The sequence below is a fragment of the Flavobacteriales bacterium genome (assembly GCA_016704485.1).
Taxonomy (GTDB): Bacteria; Bacteroidota; Bacteroidia; order Flavobacteriales_F; family PHOS-HE28; genus PHOS-HE28.
Map to the genome: position 1 here is coordinate 1,073,710 of JADJAA010000002.1, position 16,460 is coordinate 1,090,169.

Annotated in this window: 14 protein-coding genes; 12 read left to right on the forward strand and 2 right to left on the reverse strand. The window is 49.6% G+C overall.

Annotated features, from left to right (window positions below):
• Positions 1-84: 84 nt before the first annotated feature.
• A complete protein-coding gene (locus tag IPF95_15760) occupies positions 85-1,134 on the reverse strand; it encodes a hypothetical protein (GenBank protein MBK6476139.1) in 1,050 nt (349 codons plus the stop codon).
• A 3-nt stretch (positions 1,135-1,137) separates the two neighbouring features.
• Complete coding sequence (locus IPF95_15765) at positions 1,138-3,594, reverse strand: hypothetical protein (GenBank protein ID MBK6476140.1); 2,457 nt, start codon at positions 3,592-3,594, stop codon at positions 1,138-1,140.
• Positions 3,595-3,818: 224 nt separating this feature from the next.
• Here IPF95_15765 and IPF95_15770 point away from each other — a divergent pair, with 224 nt between their 5' ends.
• The 12 genes from IPF95_15770 to IPF95_15825 all read left to right on the forward strand — a co-directional run bounded on the left by IPF95_15770 (position 3,819) and on the right by IPF95_15825 (position 16,351).
• Positions 3,819-5,246, forward strand: coding sequence for a spore maturation protein (locus IPF95_15770; protein ID MBK6476141.1), 1,428 nt, complete (start codon positions 3,819-3,821; stop codon positions 5,244-5,246).
• 76 nt (positions 5,247-5,322) lie between these two features.
• Positions 5,323-5,919, forward strand: coding sequence for an SET domain-containing protein-lysine N-methyltransferase (locus IPF95_15775; protein MBK6476142.1), 597 nt, complete (start codon positions 5,323-5,325; stop codon positions 5,917-5,919).
• Positions 5,920-6,048: 129 nt separating this feature from the next.
• Positions 6,049-6,696 carry an outer membrane lipoprotein carrier protein LolA gene (locus IPF95_15780; GenBank protein ID MBK6476143.1) on the forward strand — a complete coding sequence of 216 codons (648 nt, stop codon included), beginning with the start codon at positions 6,049-6,051 and terminating at the stop codon, positions 6,694-6,696.
• Between the two features lie 214 nt (positions 6,697-6,910).
• On the forward strand, positions 6,911-9,241 hold the full coding sequence (locus IPF95_15785; GenBank protein MBK6476144.1) for a histidine kinase: 2,331 nt from the start codon (positions 6,911-6,913) through the stop codon (positions 9,239-9,241).
• A gap of 73 nt (positions 9,242-9,314) precedes the next feature.
• The gene (locus tag IPF95_15790) at positions 9,315-10,058 is read left to right on the forward strand and encodes a response regulator transcription factor (GenBank protein MBK6476145.1); all 744 of its coding nucleotides are present in this window, start codon (positions 9,315-9,317) and stop codon (positions 10,056-10,058) included.
• Positions 10,059-10,189: 131 nt separating this feature from the next.
• Entirely contained in the window at positions 10,190-11,212 is a 1,023-nt protein-coding gene (locus IPF95_15795) for a hypothetical protein (protein ID MBK6476146.1), read from the forward strand.
• A gap of 4 nt (positions 11,213-11,216) precedes the next feature.
• Positions 11,217-12,218, forward strand: a complete 1,002-nt coding sequence (locus IPF95_15800) for a T9SS type A sorting domain-containing protein (GenBank protein ID MBK6476147.1) — start codon at positions 11,217-11,219, stop codon at positions 12,216-12,218.
• 23 nt (positions 12,219-12,241) lie between these two features.
• On the forward strand, positions 12,242-12,835 hold the full coding sequence (locus tag IPF95_15805) for a hypothetical protein (GenBank protein ID MBK6476148.1): 594 nt from the start codon (positions 12,242-12,244) through the stop codon (positions 12,833-12,835).
• Positions 12,836-13,102: 267 nt separating this feature from the next.
• Positions 13,103-13,888: a hypothetical protein gene (locus IPF95_15810; protein ID MBK6476149.1), complete on the forward strand. Its 786-nt coding sequence runs from the start codon at positions 13,103-13,105 to the stop codon at positions 13,886-13,888.
• A gap of 156 nt (positions 13,889-14,044) precedes the next feature.
• A complete protein-coding gene (locus tag IPF95_15815; GenBank protein MBK6476150.1) occupies positions 14,045-14,914 on the forward strand; it encodes a hypothetical protein in 870 nt (289 codons plus the stop codon).
• A 72-nt stretch (positions 14,915-14,986) separates the two neighbouring features.
• Complete coding sequence (locus tag IPF95_15820) at positions 14,987-15,298, forward strand: hypothetical protein (protein ID MBK6476151.1); 312 nt, start codon at positions 14,987-14,989, stop codon at positions 15,296-15,298.
• A gap of 177 nt (positions 15,299-15,475) precedes the next feature.
• On the forward strand, positions 15,476-16,351 hold the full coding sequence (locus IPF95_15825) for a LemA family protein (GenBank protein ID MBK6476152.1): 876 nt from the start codon (positions 15,476-15,478) through the stop codon (positions 16,349-16,351).
• The last annotated feature ends 109 nt before the right edge of the window (positions 16,352-16,460 follow it).

A 16,460-nucleotide genomic window follows, 5' to 3' on the forward strand; every position in this document is an offset into this window, starting at 1 on the left:
TTACACTAGTTACGGATCATCTTAATTGACATTTGTCGAATAAGACTTGACATTCGTGGAGCGACACCGGTCAGGACGTTGGATTCAACGGTCCAATTGCAGCAGCACGCGTATGTGCCAAGCCAACACCTCACCCATGGTCCTCGTGGCTTTAGGTGGCGCAGAACCATGATACTCGGATAACTCCTGTGATAACATAGCTATGTGCTGTGGGGTTGACAAGGGCATTTCATCCATTGTGGAGAGCAAATGGTCCATTTGAGCTTGGTCCTGTCGATAGCGTTTTCTCAAAAGGGCGCGTTCCTCATTCCGGTATTGTTCAGCGGTTTCCTTGCCCAGGATCCTTTGTGCTAGCTCCACATACGGCAAATTCTCCTTGTAGAACTGTGGCAGGTAGATCCTTGCTCGACCTTCATAATTCTGTTGGTCGAAATCAATACATCGGATCCGGTACTGTACACGATCAATGTCATGGATCACATCCACAACGAAATTATAGGCACGCATATCGCCAAGGAGCCTTACGAAACAGCGTTCGTTGAACTTCACGAATTCCTTACAGATACGTACCTCGTTGAACATACCACCATAGCTGGCAGGGTTCTTAATGAAGGTATCACCTGGAACTCCGATAATGTGTTCTTCGACAATGGTATTTCCCGTACACATATAATTGATGTGATTGGGTGATAACAGATGCTCCAGCTCCAACCCGTAAATACGACTGGCGTCCGCACGTTTTATGTAGTAGTAGTCATGGTTCTCGTTCAACGCATTCACGATCTTTATCCGGAATGGTTGAGAATTCCCATAAGCGCAAAAGGAAATGCTCTCTACGATCAGGTGATCGATGCGGCGCCCATCCGAAGTCAGAGCCTGATAGGTCTCTACAAGACGTTCGTGAATGTCCTGTACTTCGCCTTGACGCAATAGAACGGTATTCCAGAGAGTTTCATTTCCATTATCATCCAACACGGGTAGCAACCCATCGTATCGCAACAGATCCTCATACGCAATCGGCAGCTCCAACTCACGATCATGTTGCCGCATGTAGGCACGCAACTTATCGCCGATCGGATAGATCGGCTTGCGTTGATGCATATGGATAAGATCCTCGGCGTGTGGAGTCTCCATGTACTACCGGGAAATAATAAATGGAAGCGTACCCAGTTCCACACCCAAGGATGTTAGCACCTTCAAACTGTACGTACCTTCCGTGATCCCGGATATATCGATCAGCTGCTGAATGGCGTTGCGCATTGGTGCTGTTGTGCGTTGAACGCGTCTACCTGAAGCATCGTAAATATCCAGGATCAATAGGTGATCACCATCCAATGTTGCCTTCAACGTAACTGAATTATCCGCCGGAACAGGGAATAATTCGAATTGTTCCTCGTCACGTGCAGCTTCATTCACACTTACGAAACCATTGATCTTACCGAACGTGTATTGCCCTTTCCGCAGGTTGTTCACATTCATGTAACCATTACCATTGGTAAGCGAACCGGCCATTACCTCCTGCTCAGGATATACCATCCATTCCGCATTCGGATCGGGACGGTACAACACCGCCATACCTGATTCATCGCCATCAACGAGATCGACATCAAATCCGTTCGCAACTCCACCTTGGTAGAACAATCGGCTACTCAACACGGTGCCTTCAGGCCAAAGTCCATCCACATTCCAATAATGTGTATTGCTGATCTCGATCACATCGGATGACAACGGCGTTTGATCCGGCCCGGCCCAAATATGTTCGACCCGCACCAGTGTAGAATCCACCACCGTATCGTTGTACAATCTGAAATCAACATAGGGCAATGTGGATGCAACGAATTGCCCAGGTCCGAATCGCTCTTCATGATCCAATCGATTCTGGTTAAGTCGTTGGTGACGGTTCAGTACCACCATGGCCGGCTCGAACGGTGCAACCAAAGAAACGCTCGTAATTGCATCCCCTACCGTTACTTGATCCTCGAACACCTCACCTGTAGCAGATATGCACGTAATTTCAAGGGGTACTTGCTGATGGTACGTACTTGTGGCCAAGAGCTTCTGACCAATGGTCACATCCACGTCCCAAGCGCCACTAGCAGGTTGTGAAGTGAACTCACGCACTTCGAAGGTAGCATAACCCGGCGCAAAGACCCATGCATCAAAAAATGGATCAAGGTCTTGGCCAGTAACAGTTTCCAAAGCGACCTTGAATCCATCCGATGTGATCGTGGTGCTGGCGTAATCGGCCTGAATATCACGCATCGCTTGTCTGAAAACGTCATCGCCCAAATAACCACGTAAGTTGTGCATTACGGCTGCTCCTTTGTAATAGGTATGCGTGCCATAGATGTATGGATCGGGCATTGGCGATAGCGCTTGGTAACCGCCATCGTTAACATGCGCTTGCCGCAGTATGAAGGAAAGATTGTCCTTAACAGCCTTTACCAGCGCAGCCTCCCCTCCTACCCATTCCGCAACCAAGTGCCCTGTATATTCAGCAGGGCCTTCTTTTAACCACATTTCATTGTGGATGTACGGGGTGATCACATCGCCCCACCAATGATGTCCCAGTTCATGGCTGTATAGGTCGCGGTTCGCTGAAGCGGTCTGTGTACCCATAAAGTCCGGATAGGCGATGTTGGTCGGTATCTCCAGTGCACCATCCGTGGTATGCACGTATCCCACACGATCATATGCATAAGGACCATACCAATATTCACAGGCATCAATTGCCGCAGGCAGATCCCCGAATTTGCTCACCATGGCAGATAGGTTACTTGGCTTTGCTTTCAATGTAACGGGTATATCACCGTTCGCACCCATGTGGGTGTATGCCTCAACAGCATAATCGCCAACTGCGATCGCGCTGATATGCGTCGTAATATCCTGAGGTAGGTCGTACGTGCGTATGACAGTATCCCCTCCTAATTGTACCTCATCAACGAAGGTACCCTGACCGTGTAGACGATTCGTGCCCGCGCTTTTTACGTGGTATGTGTATGTTGCGCGCTCAACGAACGAATCGAAACAGGGATACCACACCTTTCCGAAATTGGGCGGGATCGTCGATAATCCGATACCCAGATTGTAGATGTACCCGCTTGCGAAATAGAATCCACCCCAATCAGGATCACGGTGTGGCACTCCATGGTAATACACGGTAAGTGACCGCTCTTCATCCACAGCAGGTGGTGTATCAAATTGCACATCCAAGAACTGATCGTCATAGGTAAAGGAATGCAGCTCTCCATTCTCCACTACTGAATCAACAACAAGTTCAAAGAGATCGAAACGGATGGAATTCACATTGGGCAATAGTGCTTTGAACGTGATCTCCGTCGCAGCAGTGATGGTCAATGCCCAGACCTGCGTAACGTCCAATGTTATATCGTAATGCAGAATATCGAATGTATCGCTGCGTGCAATGGTCTCATCGATCTGTGTGCGTTGCGCATCGGTCGGTGTTGGATGCGGCGCATTACCGTGCCGGAAGTAGTGACATCCGTAAGGGTTGGGCTGGGCAAATGCAAAAGTGCAATGCGATACAAAAGCAACGGCTAATAGTGATCTGATCAAATTCAAGGGACCCTTCATGATGTGCCGAAGCTACAGCGATCGAATGAATGATACTGCACTACAACCCAGCCTAGGGTTGACATCCAACGTGCCATGGATCGTTACCAAAATGAATGAAAGTCACTGAACGCCCATTTTCATTACTCATCGGGTAAGTTCACGATCCACTGTTCACCATACGTGTTCTTCATCGATGAACCCATTCATGGAGCCGCCTACCTTGCCCGGCATTCGCACCGCGCATGGCACTCAGTCGATTCTGGACATTCATACTACTTCTTAGCATTGGTTACGTGCTGATCATGCTTGGCACCGGGCGGCAGTATAGCTTAGGCAGTTTGATCAATGGCGTGCAAGGCGAAGCATTAGTGGTCGCGGAACAGGACTCTGCAACGATCCATGGCACCGCTTTATTGCAAGCGATACGTTCCGCCGGGGATGACGGACTTGTTCGAGGAGACACGCTCTACCATATCAACAAGAGTGGTGTCGTGCAAGCCAGTGTGGGTAAACAACAGGCCGATGGCTTGTTCGCAACGTGCCGGAACACCATCATGGACCTTTGGTTGCCGTTGATCGGCTACCTGACTTTTTTCTGCGGTCTGTTGAACTTATTGATCGACAGCAATGCCATGGAAAAAGTGGCTCGTTTCCTCTCCCCTGTTTTTCACCGTGTGTTCCCAGAGCTTCGTAAAGACCACCCTGCTTACGGTTTCATGACGTTGAATTTTGCTGCGAACTTCTTGGGCTTGGATAGTGCTGCAACACCCTTCGGCCTAAAAGCGATGGAGAGCATGCAGGAAGACAATAAGGACAAGGACACGGCGACCAATAGCCAGATCATGTTCTTGTGCTTGCATGCGGCAGGGCTCACCTTATTACCGACCAGCATCATCGGATATCGTGCCGCGCAAGGTGCAGCTAACCCTGCGGACATCATGATCCCCATGATCATTACCTCCTTCGCGGGAACATTGGCGGCGATGTTCCTCGTGGCCGGGAAGCAACGGATCAATTTGTGGAACGTTCCTGTTATGGCCACCGTGTTGGGGATCAGCGCGATCGTTGGTGGAGCCATGGCCTACATCGGTTCGTTAGCGGGCGTCGCGAAATTCCATTTCACCGATAACCTTTCCAATGGCATGTTGCTGGTGATCATTGGCCTGATCGTGGCCTATGCATTCTACAAGGAAAAATTCTTCACGGCGAAAGGCACGAACATGTTCGACAGCTTCGTGGAAGGAGCTAAGGAAGGATGGACAACTGGGCTCCGCGTGCTTCCATACATGCTAGCAATGCTCGCGGCGCTGAGCATCTTCCGCAACAGTGGTTTGATGGGGATCGTTATGGATGGCCTAACCTACCTAATGGCGAAGGTGGGCGTCGAGAAGGGCGTGATCGATGCAATACCGGTTGCACTCATGCGCCCGTTCAGTGCTGGTGGCTCACGCGGGTTCATGCTCGACGCCATGAAAACGTACGGCCCTGACAGCATAACCGGGTACCTGAGTTCACTCTTCCAAGGAGCTGCCGAAACCACGTTCTACGTTGTGGCATTATACTATGGCAGCGTGAATGTGAAGAATACGCGATACACCATTGGTATAATGTTGTTGGCCGATCTGGTCTGCGTTATTGCCGGGATCGTGGTCGTACACTTCTATTTTTAAGTGAGACGCATAAGCTTGAAAATTCCAGTCGGGATCTTAAGCTGTACTGCGAAAAAACAGCGAACTTCGCGGCCCAATGACAAAAGAACTGAAGATCGCTAAACGCCGATCAGGCATACACGGGAATGGAGTTGTGGCCATTGCACCGATCAAGAAAGGTGAACCGATCGTAGAGTACAAAGGCAAGATCATTACGCACGCTGAGGCTGATGAACAGTATTACAGCGATGTTGGCTCTGGCCATACATTCCTGTTTACGCTGAATGAGGATTGGATCGTGGATGCGAATGTGAATGGCAACATTGCGCGGTGGATCAACACGGGCTGTGAACCGAACGCGATCGCCTTCATCCATAGCGAGGACAAAAAGAAACCTGATCCAAAGAAGGACCGCGTGATAATAGAAGCACTCCGTAAGATAGAGACGGGAGAGGAGATCATTTATGACTATGGGTTCGATTTCGATGTTCCGTTCACACCGGAACTATTGAAAGCGTGGGAATGCCGCTGTGGGTCGCCGAAATGCACAGGTAGTATGTTGAAGAACCCAGGGAAAGAAGCGAAGAAAGACATCTCGACTACGCTCGATGGCCGAAAGAAAAAGAAGAAGAAGAACAAGAAGAAGGACAAGAAGAAGGGCAAGAAGAGTTCGAAGAAAGAGAAGAAAAAGTAGGGCTCAAGTCACAAGTCACAAGAACAGAAAGTTTGAAGTTGGCTTTATTGAATGTGAGACATTGGACGGGACCTCCTATTGAATGGCACACCCTTTGCAACACGTGAACAAAATCTGCAAGAACGTATAATGATCAAGCAAGCAATCCTATTCGCATCACTACTCTTCATCGGTATTGGGGCTTCTGCACAGGACGACCCGAAGAGCAAGGCCATATTGGACAACCTTATGACCAAGGCCAAGGCATGGACCAGTTATGAGGCCGAGTTCACCAGCCAGCTCCAGAATACCAAGGACAAGTTGGATGTGAAGCAAGTGGGGTCCATGAAAGTGAAGGGCAAGAAATTCCGCTTGGTGATGGACAAGAACACCATCATTAACGACGGCACCACCATGTACACCTACAACAAGGATGCGAACGAGGTGAACCTTACCGATCCTGCGGATATGGATCAGGAACTGGACCCTACGAAATTATTCACGCAATATGAGACCGGTTTCAAGAGCCAGTTCGTTGAGGAAAAAGCAGTTGGCGGAGTTACCGTGCAGGTGGTGAAACTGTTCCCATTGGATGCTGGGAAAAAACCCTTTCACACCGTGGTCATCACCATAGATAAGACCAAGGCAGAACCGAAAAGCGTTCAGATCTTGTACAAGGATGGTAACGCCGTCACCTACACACTGAACAAATTCACGGCAAACAGTGTTACGGATGATGCACTTTTCACCTTTGACAAGACGAAGTTTCCCGGAGTGGAAGTGAACGACATGCGCTAAAATGATATGAATTGAATCCAAAAGGCTTCTGGCGTTGGTCAGGAGCTTTTTGTTTTGTAATGGTTCCATTTTCGGGGTAACGGAACGACAAGGCCAACCGAAGTGCTTACCAGTAAGGGCTGTAGCGTGCCGACCCACGTTCTTCCTCCCGGCACCGATCTCACTTGATTCCACACTATCTTTCCCGCACTTACAATATCGACCCGTAGTGGCAATGGCTTGTTCTTCCTCCCAGAGAGCTTCTTTTCAGTATTTCATCGCACTCTTACCAATATGCCTGATCTTGCTGGCCGGTGGCTGTATTCCCTCCGAAAAGGGTCATAGTGAAACGCCAAATGTGGGATCCGACCAGCAGCTTTCCAATGCCCTTCAACATGCCAAGGAACGGTTACTTGGTGATCAGGACAGTGCATTGATAAGGATCGATCAATTGGAAGCTTTCGCGAAGAAGTCCAACGATGCACGTATGGTGTTACGTGCTCGTGGACTAAAGGCCGAGGTGCTCCTACATAACAAAAAGGCAGGGTTTGCAGACTACATGAAGGAAATGGAGGGCTATGACCTTCCTGGTGCCCCGCAAGCATATGCTCCGTGGGTCAACTACTATCGTGCACGCTGGCAGCTCGGAGACCGCAAATGGGACCTAGCGGACAGCTTGTTGCAGAATCTGTTCAAGGGAGCTATCGGCCCGAGCGACCCTGAATTGAATCTCCGCAGTCGTATTGCGCAATTGGAGCTATATGGCCATAGAAAAGAACAGACCAAGGCCGATTCACTCGCTGAGATCCTTCGACCCGCGCTTGAAATGCGTGGCGACCCGGAACTTCTTTGGCAGTATAAGATGGCCCATGCATTGGCCCACCTCAATGCTGCAGATCCACAAGGAGCTGAACTTTTATACGGAGAATCCTTAACTGCAGCGGATGAAACAAGATTAGACTATGCTAAAGGCTTGAGTCTAAAAGGGATCGCCTATGCACAGACCGATCAAGGGTTGTTCGACAAAGCCGCAGTTTCCGCGAACAAGGCGGATGAAGCGTTGGTCCGGGCCGACGACCAGCGGGACCGAGTTGAAGTTTTGAAGATCATAGGCTATTGTTATTGGGATAAACTGGGCCCGGAGGAGGTGGTGAAACGATGGGACCTTGCCCATGCAATTGCGGATAGCTTGGGCATGAAGCAGGAGATCGGAATGAGCCTGCTCTACTTCGCCAAATTCAGGGTGGGCTTGGACAGTGCTGCAAGCCAAAAAGTCGGCTATGATCATGCTGCACGTTTCGATACCGCGATGAAAATGATAGACCGTGCAGAACACATTGCCTTGGGTTTGAACGACGGTGAGTTCATCGCCAATGTCGTAAACACGCGATCAGCGATCCTCAATTGGCAAGGTCGGTTCGAGGATGCTCTGGCCGCGAATCGACAGGCGCATGAATATTTCTTAAAAAAGGGGAATGGGCAAATGGCCACCTCCTCGTTGATCAATATGGCCAGTAACGAGATTGCTCGTGAACGCTGGTCGGCAGCGCAAGAAATGCTTGAAAAAGCATTACCAATGGCTGAAAGTGGCCATTATAATCACTTGCGTCTTTTAGCCTTAAATAGGCTGTCATTCACCTATCGGAAATTGGGCTTATTCGAGAAAGCCTTGGCGTACAAAGATCGTTGGACCGACCTGAAAGATTCCTTGGACGGATTGGATGTGACAGCCAAGATCGCACAGACCGAACTGAGGTCCAGCTTTGCGAAGCGCCAATTTGCGGACAGCTTGGCACAAGCACAGGCAATGAATTTGGAACGAGAAATAACCATGGAACGAGTAAACCATCTACGCAGGCGCAGTTTTGGCCTTGCCGGTGGCGGTCTAATTGTGATAGTTGGTGGCTCAGCAGCTTTTGTGCTGGATCGGAAACGCCGCCGCGAACGCTATGCAAAACAGGCAGCCCAATTGGAGATCAAAGCCTTACGCGCGCAAATGAATCCCCATTTCATTTTCAACGCGCTCAACAGCATCAGCGCATTCATACGCGAGCAGGATCCGGAGAAAGCCCATGGGTTCATTGCCCGCTTTGGTAGGCTCATGCGAATGGTGTTGGAGAACAGCAGAAAGAGCGAAGTGTCCTTAGCGAGTGACCTTGAAGCGCTTGGTATTTATTTGGAACTGGAACTGGCTCGATCAGGTCACACATTCGATTTCAATATCACCGTGGACCCTGCGATCGATCAAGAAGAAACCATGGTGCCGCCGTTGGTCCTTCAGCCATTCGTAGAGAACGCGGTATGGCATGGAATGGCCGGACAAAAGGATCGCGGGAAGGTGGAGGTCAACGTCCGCATGGATAGCAATGATGTGGTTGTTACGATCTGCGATAATGGCAACGGCATGCCGAAAAGCAAGCCGGTAGACACCGGAAGACGTTCCTTGGGAACAGTGATCACCAAGGAAAGACTGGATCAATTGGCCGAGCAAAAAGGTCGACCTTCAGGATTCCAATACATGGAATGCGCAAAAGGTACCTGTGTTGAAGTGGTGATACCGGTATAAAAAGGATATTCCTTCCGGACCCGTTGTGGATATTGCTGGAACATTTATCTTCATCGCGCAAAATCGCTCTCCCATGGCCACTACCGCGTTGATCGTTGATGACGAAGCCCAATGTCGCGACACACTTTCGTCCTTATTGGCGGAACGACATCCCAACATCCACGTGATCGGAATTGCCAATGATGTGCCCAGCGGTACAGCTTTGGCGCTGGCCCACATGCCTGATCTGCTTTTCCTCGATGTTGAGATGGGCCGGATGACCGGTTTCGATCTATTAAAAGCCATCGCACCACACCGCCCGCACGTCATCTTCACCACGGCTCACGAGGGCTATGCTGTTCGCGCCATCCGTTTCAATGCTGTGGATTATTTACTGAAGCCTGTAGTGCCGGAAGAGTTGGACGATGCAATTCATAGAGCGTTGATAGCTCTTGGTGGAACCAAATCCCCAGCTGATGTTACTTCACTTCTTCATCAAGTAGCGAACGACCGCCAGATCGCCCTTCCTACCAGTGAAGGCCTAACCATGGTGCAGATCGAAGAGATCCTTTATTGCAGTAGCGATAACAACTACACCGAGGTTTATTTACGCGACGAAAAGAAACCGCAAGTGGTGAGCCGACCTCTGAGTGAGTTCGATGCGTTCTTGGTGCAACAAGGTTTTGTCCGCATCCACCAAAGCCACTTGGTGAACCGCAAGCACATCAAGCGCTACGTAAAAGGCGAAGGCGGTGAAGTGATCATGCGTGACGGCAAGAACCTCCCCGTAAGTCGCCGGCAAAAGGCGGAGTTGATGGAGGTGCTGGAGCGGCTTTAGGGCGCGGGATACCGGATCCTCGATCGAGGTTACCGAATTCTCATTTGTGGATTTTGGAAAGTGTATATGTGATGAGGTTTGTGGAAACAAATCGAAATTCTGTTAACCCAACCCACATCAAACGAGAAACCATGAAAACCTTGACAACCTTCTTGACCGGAGCACTAATGTTGGCCAACATAACTACCCATGCACGTATCATCCGCGTGAATAGCGTAGCAGCCTTCGCAACAACCTGCACCGATTGCTACCAGACTCTTGCTACGGCTTACGGTGCAGCACAGGATGATGACACGATACATCTAGAACCAGCTGATGCGAACTACGGTGACCTCACGATCCAAAAACGCTTAGTGATCATTGGCGCGGGATATAAGCTCGGAGCTGCACCTAACAATATCGGCCTGCAAGCCAACTCGCAGACATCTAAAGTAAACTTGCTCACGCTCAACAACATCAACTCTCAAGGCACCGTAATCATGGGACTACATTTTGTCGATCAATTCGGAGGGGTGACCATTGCCAACACCTCGGACATTACTGTTAGCCGATGCTACTTCAATAGCAGCCTTGACATTGCTTTCCCAAATGGAGGAACAGGTGTATCGAACATTCTCGTCGCAGAGAATTTCATTTCGGGCAGTATCACTCACAATCAGTTTGCACAGACTATAACGAACCTTACGATCAGGAACAACATCATCAATGGGAACTTGAGCTTTGCGGAAGCCGCCGATGTAATTGAGAATTTGCTTGTACTGAACAACACACTGTTGTCGACCGGGAATCATGCCTTGAAGAATGCAGAGGTGGCCTACAATGTATTCTACGGCAATATTGCTGGTTCCAACAATACGGTACATGACAATATCAGTGCGACCTCTTTGGTCGGTGGGGATGCAAGTAACCAAGTCGTGAATATGGGCAACGTGTACAACCTGTTAGTGGGTACCGATGATAGCAAGTATGATATTCTCGCCGCATCACCATACAACGAAGGCGGCGCACAAGGGCGAGGAGCATTTAGCGGAATCTCGCCGTATCGGTTGAGCGGCATTCCGAACATACCAACGATCTACTCACTGCAATCCACGTTGAATACAACGCCGGGCGGAACTGTGAACGTGACCTTGAGCACCAAGTCCAACAACTGAACCCATGATACGCGAGATCATTTCATACGCTTGCCTCGTGGCCATCGGCCAAGTTCAGGCACAGACCGCCAACATGCACCGCGGTGAATATTGGATAGACCAAGACCTTGGAATTGGCATGAATTACAATTTCAACGTGGCCAATACTCCGAACGCACCCAACTTACAACTACCGATAAATCTTTCGGGATATAGTCCTGGCATCCACACTATTGGCATTCGCACTTTGGATGCGGATGGACATTGGGGTCTTACGAATTTCTCCAAGGCGGTGGTCATCGAACTGCCACCCAATCCTCCTGCCGACCAGGTCGAGGTTGAGTATTTCTTGAACGAGGATCCCGGGTTTGGAAATGGCTTGACCGCATGGAGCGGAACCTCTACGAATGCGACCGGAATAACATTCGATCCGGACATGTCGACCGCACACGTTGGTGTCAACACACTTTTCGTGCGAAGTCTGACAAGTGAAAACGTATGGAGCCTGACGAACCATGCCGCGTTATTAGTAATCGAAACAGACGAACCCTCCCCAATTGTTCGCATCGAAACTTTTGCGCTTCCCGCTTCTGATCCCGGATTCGGAATGGCAGATCAGCACATTGTGTCCGCACCAGCTGCGGATATCCTCAATTACATCTTCACTGCACCTGCACCGTTCGTTGAACTGGGAGATACCCTGATGATCCGATCACATGACGCTAATGGGCGCTGGAGTTTGACCAACTACATTGTCGTGAGCGGATACACTACAACTGAGCATCTTGCCAATGAAACGGGCATCTCCACCTACCCCAACCCCTTCACCGAAGGCATAACCGTACGCACCGAAGACGGCAAACCGCTACGTGTAGTTCTCTATGACCCACAAGGCAGGTTGGTCCATGACCAGGTGCTGAATGGCGAGACGTACATCGACCTGCAAGGCTTAGCTAAAGGAACCTACACCGCTTTCTTCTGGAAGGATCTGGAGCGGATCCATCGTGTTACACTCATCAAGCAATAATCAAGTTCATGGAGAAGAGAAAAATGAAATCGCGACAAACCCGCGTATCGGTATTCTATGTCGCTTTGTTCGCGGCCATTGTGTGTAGTACGTCGTGCAAGAAGGATAGCAATACACCCGCTGCATCAACAGGAGGGAATCCCAGTCCGAACAGCACAGAATATATCAAATTCAAGCTGGACGGAACATTGTTGGATATGACGGTCCCGCAGGCACCCATCTTCATTCTATATACCAATTTCTCCGACTATACCATGATGCAGTTCGGAGGTGGCGCGCTACTCGGCAACACCCATTATTCGACGTTGAACTTGGTCTTCGATTCATTGGATGTCCCCCCTATTCAACTTCAACAACCCGAAGTAGATGATCGGACCTTCGTTGTTACGGTGGGTCATTTTGTTACACCGGGATCGTCCGAAAGCAATCAGTACTATTTCCCGCACGATGGCTCGACGGGCACCATGATGGTTGATCAGTTGGAACGGCAGGTGGGCGGTTTCGTGTCCGGCACATTCAGCTACACGAATCTCATGGAGGTCAACATGCAAGGTGATACACTTTCCTATGACCACACCATTACAGAAGGTGAATTCAGACTGCGGGTTACTGAATGAAAAATGAAAACGACCAACACCAGAGTTGATGGAAGCACAGGCATTAGCTTATACGGTAATGCTCGGCACCACAGATTCCATGTCGTAGTGAGCACGTCCCCCCATTTCCATCTCCGAATTCTCAGCGAACACCGCCGGATCCTCAGGGAGAGCAAACAGCGGATGATCTAAGGTTCACCTTTGGACCGTTGCTGAACCAACAGATACAAGACGAACTTACCAAAGCCAATTCCTACATCAACCAAACCAAAAAAACACCTCAACAAGATGCGTAACATTCCAAAGATCCTCCTCGTCCTTTTCATGTGCCTGCAGATACCTACGCTTCCAGCAACGGCCATGGCACAAACCGATGCGTTCGATGCGCAAATAGCACGGTTGAACACTCAGATCGCGCAGGCTGCTGCCGAGAATAATAGTGCCGCTGTGACCGGTCTTACACGGGACCGGAATAATTGGATCGCGTTCAAACGGGCCGTAGAGAATGAAGATGCTGGCCAGATGATGGCGCTCCAAAATGAATTACAAAATCCGTATAATTACGAACCTGGAAATGCAGCTGCCGTACAAGCGGTACCACAAGATGAGTCCGGCCCTGAATTCTACGATCAAGTGTATATGCCGGATGGCAAGGGCGGCTACGATCAATTGGAGAAAAATGACGTTAGAACCTCATCTAGCGGAGGAGGATATGGTGGGTTCGGCGGAAGCACAAGCTCCGTGAAGATCCCTGGAAGTAAGTCAAACATCCGGGTCGCAAAAGGCCAATACAATTTCGTCGTGAAGGTCTACCAAGGGCAAGACCCCTCGGACATCATCAAACTTGCACGGTTCGAGATCCGTGGAAGAGCGAAGGATAGATATATCGACGTATCCAAGAGCAGTCATGCGATGTATACCAACAACAGTCATGAAGTGACCGATAACCGGATACGGATCTCATTCAAGAACATTGGCAACCAGGTCTATGAGATCCACATCGATGACGAGATCGAAGCTGGTGAGTATGCATTCATGAACGGAGACAAGGTCTTTGCCTTCGGTGTGGACTAGTGAGCAATACCAACGGTTCAGTAGTAACCGGGCCTTGAGTGATGAATGATCTTGATCAGTGGAGTTGAGAAACGCTACTCCACTGATCAGATCTCAGATCCAACGAAAGCAAAACTGCACAGGACCGCCAACATACTCAAGTGTAAACGACCATCCATGAAACGATCCAGATCCTTCAGAAACTGGCTATCACTATCAACAGCATTTGTAGTGCTGCTTAGTTCCTGTGGAGGTGTAACGGAACATAACGAGACCACAACTGATACGACCATCCAGCCGGACAAAGCGGTGGAACTACCTACACTGCAACTGAAGGATCCGGATCCTGCGAACGTGCTACCTGCGCTGTTTCCAAAAGGGACCTACGATGCAACCGACCAGACCATTATTTGGATGCCTGAAGGTGAAGCGGCGAAGAACATGTTCCCCAAGGATGGACAAGGCAATTCCACGATGGTGCTCCAAACCTTGAGCGTTACCGGAAACACTCCCAAAAAAGTGATGGTGCTGAATACTTACACCTTGGATAAGAACGGCGATCGGCTCACCTGTCATGCATGTGCGCCAATGATGGGACTGGCGGTATTCAGCAGAGAAGCCGACGGATCCTGGATACTAACCGCCTGGAACCCGGCGATGGGCGAATACGGTGCAAACGGGAAGCCTTATGACAGAACATTGATCCAGATCGGTAATGAGAAATACGCATTGCAGGTCTCTGGAGGATTCTCTGCTCAAGGACAATCCCTTGCAAACGCGTGGTTCTATGGTCTGGACAACGCACAACTGATCTGGGAAGTGCAAACACTTCAGTCCAATGAATTCATCATCGATGGCAGGATCTTGCTTGAAAAGCTGAATACCACGATCTCATTCTTGCCAAGTGATGCAGCATATTTCGATGCGAAGACCACTACCAAAGGCCATCGGATCGACCAGGTGGGCAAGACCCGGATCCCCGTGAACGAAACCATGCTCTATCGGTATGACGCTTCTAAAGGGACCTATCTAGAGATGAACAATTAGGAAGCACGAAGGGCTCTGAACCTGTTGAAAGGAATTCTGAATTACCAACAACATCGACAATCCATACCCGCGATGAAACACATACTTCTACCACTCTTGTTCGTAATCCTAACGAGTTGTGATAAAACCACTGACCGATCCGAGATCTATGCGACAATTGCGGGAATGGACCTGGACGGAATGCGCGCCGCCACCTTGGAGTTACGTCCGGATGGTCAGTACTATTTTACAATGGAACTTATTGGCCAGACCATCACCGGAACATACGAGCAGAAGGATGGCAAGCTGCTACTGAAACCTACCAACGGTGTACTGAGCATGGGGACTTGGAGCGGTGATACACTTCAGGTGAACGGGCTAACAATGCTTCTGAGCAAAAGGTAGGGTCAACGGCAAAAGCTTATCCATGAAAAGATCGAAGACATTCCCGTTTACCTGACTACATTCTTCTCTCGAGACCCACTTGATGCCACCAAATTCTCACCAAATGCCGCCGGATCCTAATTGGAACCATGTCCTTCATTTGAACAACGCTTGTTTTACATTCAAACATAACACACCATGCTAACCTTCATTTTTATCGTCCTGATCGTTCTGGTCCTATGGGCCGCACGTATTTACAACTCTTTACAGAAATTAGCACAGAACGTTCGCGAATCATCATCCAACGTGCAGGTAGCGATCAGCAAGAAACTCTCTCTGATAAACCAGCTCATCGAAGTTGTGAAGAACTATCAGACGGGCGAACAACTTGTTCAACTCAAGGTATCGCAGGACAACAGTACTGCGGCTATGTCGAGTTCCTATCAACAAAGTGGCACCGTAATGAATGCGATCCAAGGTCTGGCGCAGCGTTTTCCGGATCTTAAGGCCAACGAACAATACCATCGGCTGGTCAACAACATCGAATCTTGTGAAGCGGAGATCGGCAAGACCAGGAACCACTATAACGGAATGGTGAAGGGCTATAATTCTGAACGGCTTTCGATCCCTACTGTTTTTATCGCTCGCGCCTTGGGTTTCGGAGAAGCACCTTACTTACAGTTCGACCAAAGTGGAGCTACAGACCCTAACAGTCTCAAGGAATTCAAGACTGATGATGGGGAACGTCTTCAGCAGTTGCTCTCCGGTGCCGGGAACACCATTGCCAAGACCACACGGAATCTTACCCAACAGGCAGGCAACGCAGGAAAACTCTTGGCCGATAAAATGAAGGAAGCACCGAGCAGCGCATACTTCTACATGGTTTCTGGCGGCACACCAAAAGGCCCAGTGCCTTTGACCGACATCCATGCAATGGTAGCAAGCGGCTCACTTCCAGCGACAGTGCAGATCTCCAGACCTGGATCGGACGAATGGCAATTTATCTCCGCGGATCCGCGAGCAGAAGTCTCTCCTGAAACTACGAACGGATCTTCAGCTGATGTCTCGGCATAGGAACTAGAACCATACGCCTGGCCGTTCGAATGACCGACTTCAACAGATAGCAAATACGGGGCACACCCTATTTTGCGTTACATATGGGCTTGAACGGCATTTCATTCTC

Bases quoted from the DNA above. Each gene is read 5' to 3' on its own strand.
- IPF95_15760 (MBK6476139.1), bottom strand. From the start codon at position 1,134: ATGGAGACTCCACACGCCGAGGATCTTATCCATATGCATCAACGCAAG.
- IPF95_15765 (MBK6476140.1), bottom strand. From the start codon at position 3,594: ATGAAGGGTCCCTTGAATTTGATCAGATCACTATTAGCCGTTGCTTTT.
- IPF95_15770 (MBK6476141.1), top strand. From the start codon at position 3,819: ATGGCACTCAGTCGATTCTGGACATTCATACTACTTCTTAGCATTGGT.
- IPF95_15775 (MBK6476142.1), top strand. From the start codon at position 5,323: ATGACAAAAGAACTGAAGATCGCTAAACGCCGATCAGGCATACACGGG.
- IPF95_15780 (MBK6476143.1), top strand. From the start codon at position 6,049: ATGATCAAGCAAGCAATCCTATTCGCATCACTACTCTTCATCGGTATT.
- IPF95_15785 (MBK6476144.1), top strand. From the start codon at position 6,911: ATGGCTTGTTCTTCCTCCCAGAGAGCTTCTTTTCAGTATTTCATCGCA.
- IPF95_15790 (MBK6476145.1), top strand. From the start codon at position 9,315: ATGGCCACTACCGCGTTGATCGTTGATGACGAAGCCCAATGTCGCGAC.
- IPF95_15795 (MBK6476146.1), top strand. From the start codon at position 10,190: ATGAAAACCTTGACAACCTTCTTGACCGGAGCACTAATGTTGGCCAAC.
- IPF95_15800 (MBK6476147.1), top strand. From the start codon at position 11,217: ATGATACGCGAGATCATTTCATACGCTTGCCTCGTGGCCATCGGCCAA.
- IPF95_15805 (MBK6476148.1), top strand. From the start codon at position 12,242: ATGAAATCGCGACAAACCCGCGTATCGGTATTCTATGTCGCTTTGTTC.
- IPF95_15810 (MBK6476149.1), top strand. From the start codon at position 13,103: ATGCGTAACATTCCAAAGATCCTCCTCGTCCTTTTCATGTGCCTGCAG.
- IPF95_15815 (MBK6476150.1), top strand. From the start codon at position 14,045: ATGAAACGATCCAGATCCTTCAGAAACTGGCTATCACTATCAACAGCA.
- IPF95_15820 (MBK6476151.1), top strand. From the start codon at position 14,987: ATGAAACACATACTTCTACCACTCTTGTTCGTAATCCTAACGAGTTGT.
- IPF95_15825 (MBK6476152.1), top strand. From the start codon at position 15,476: ATGCTAACCTTCATTTTTATCGTCCTGATCGTTCTGGTCCTATGGGCC.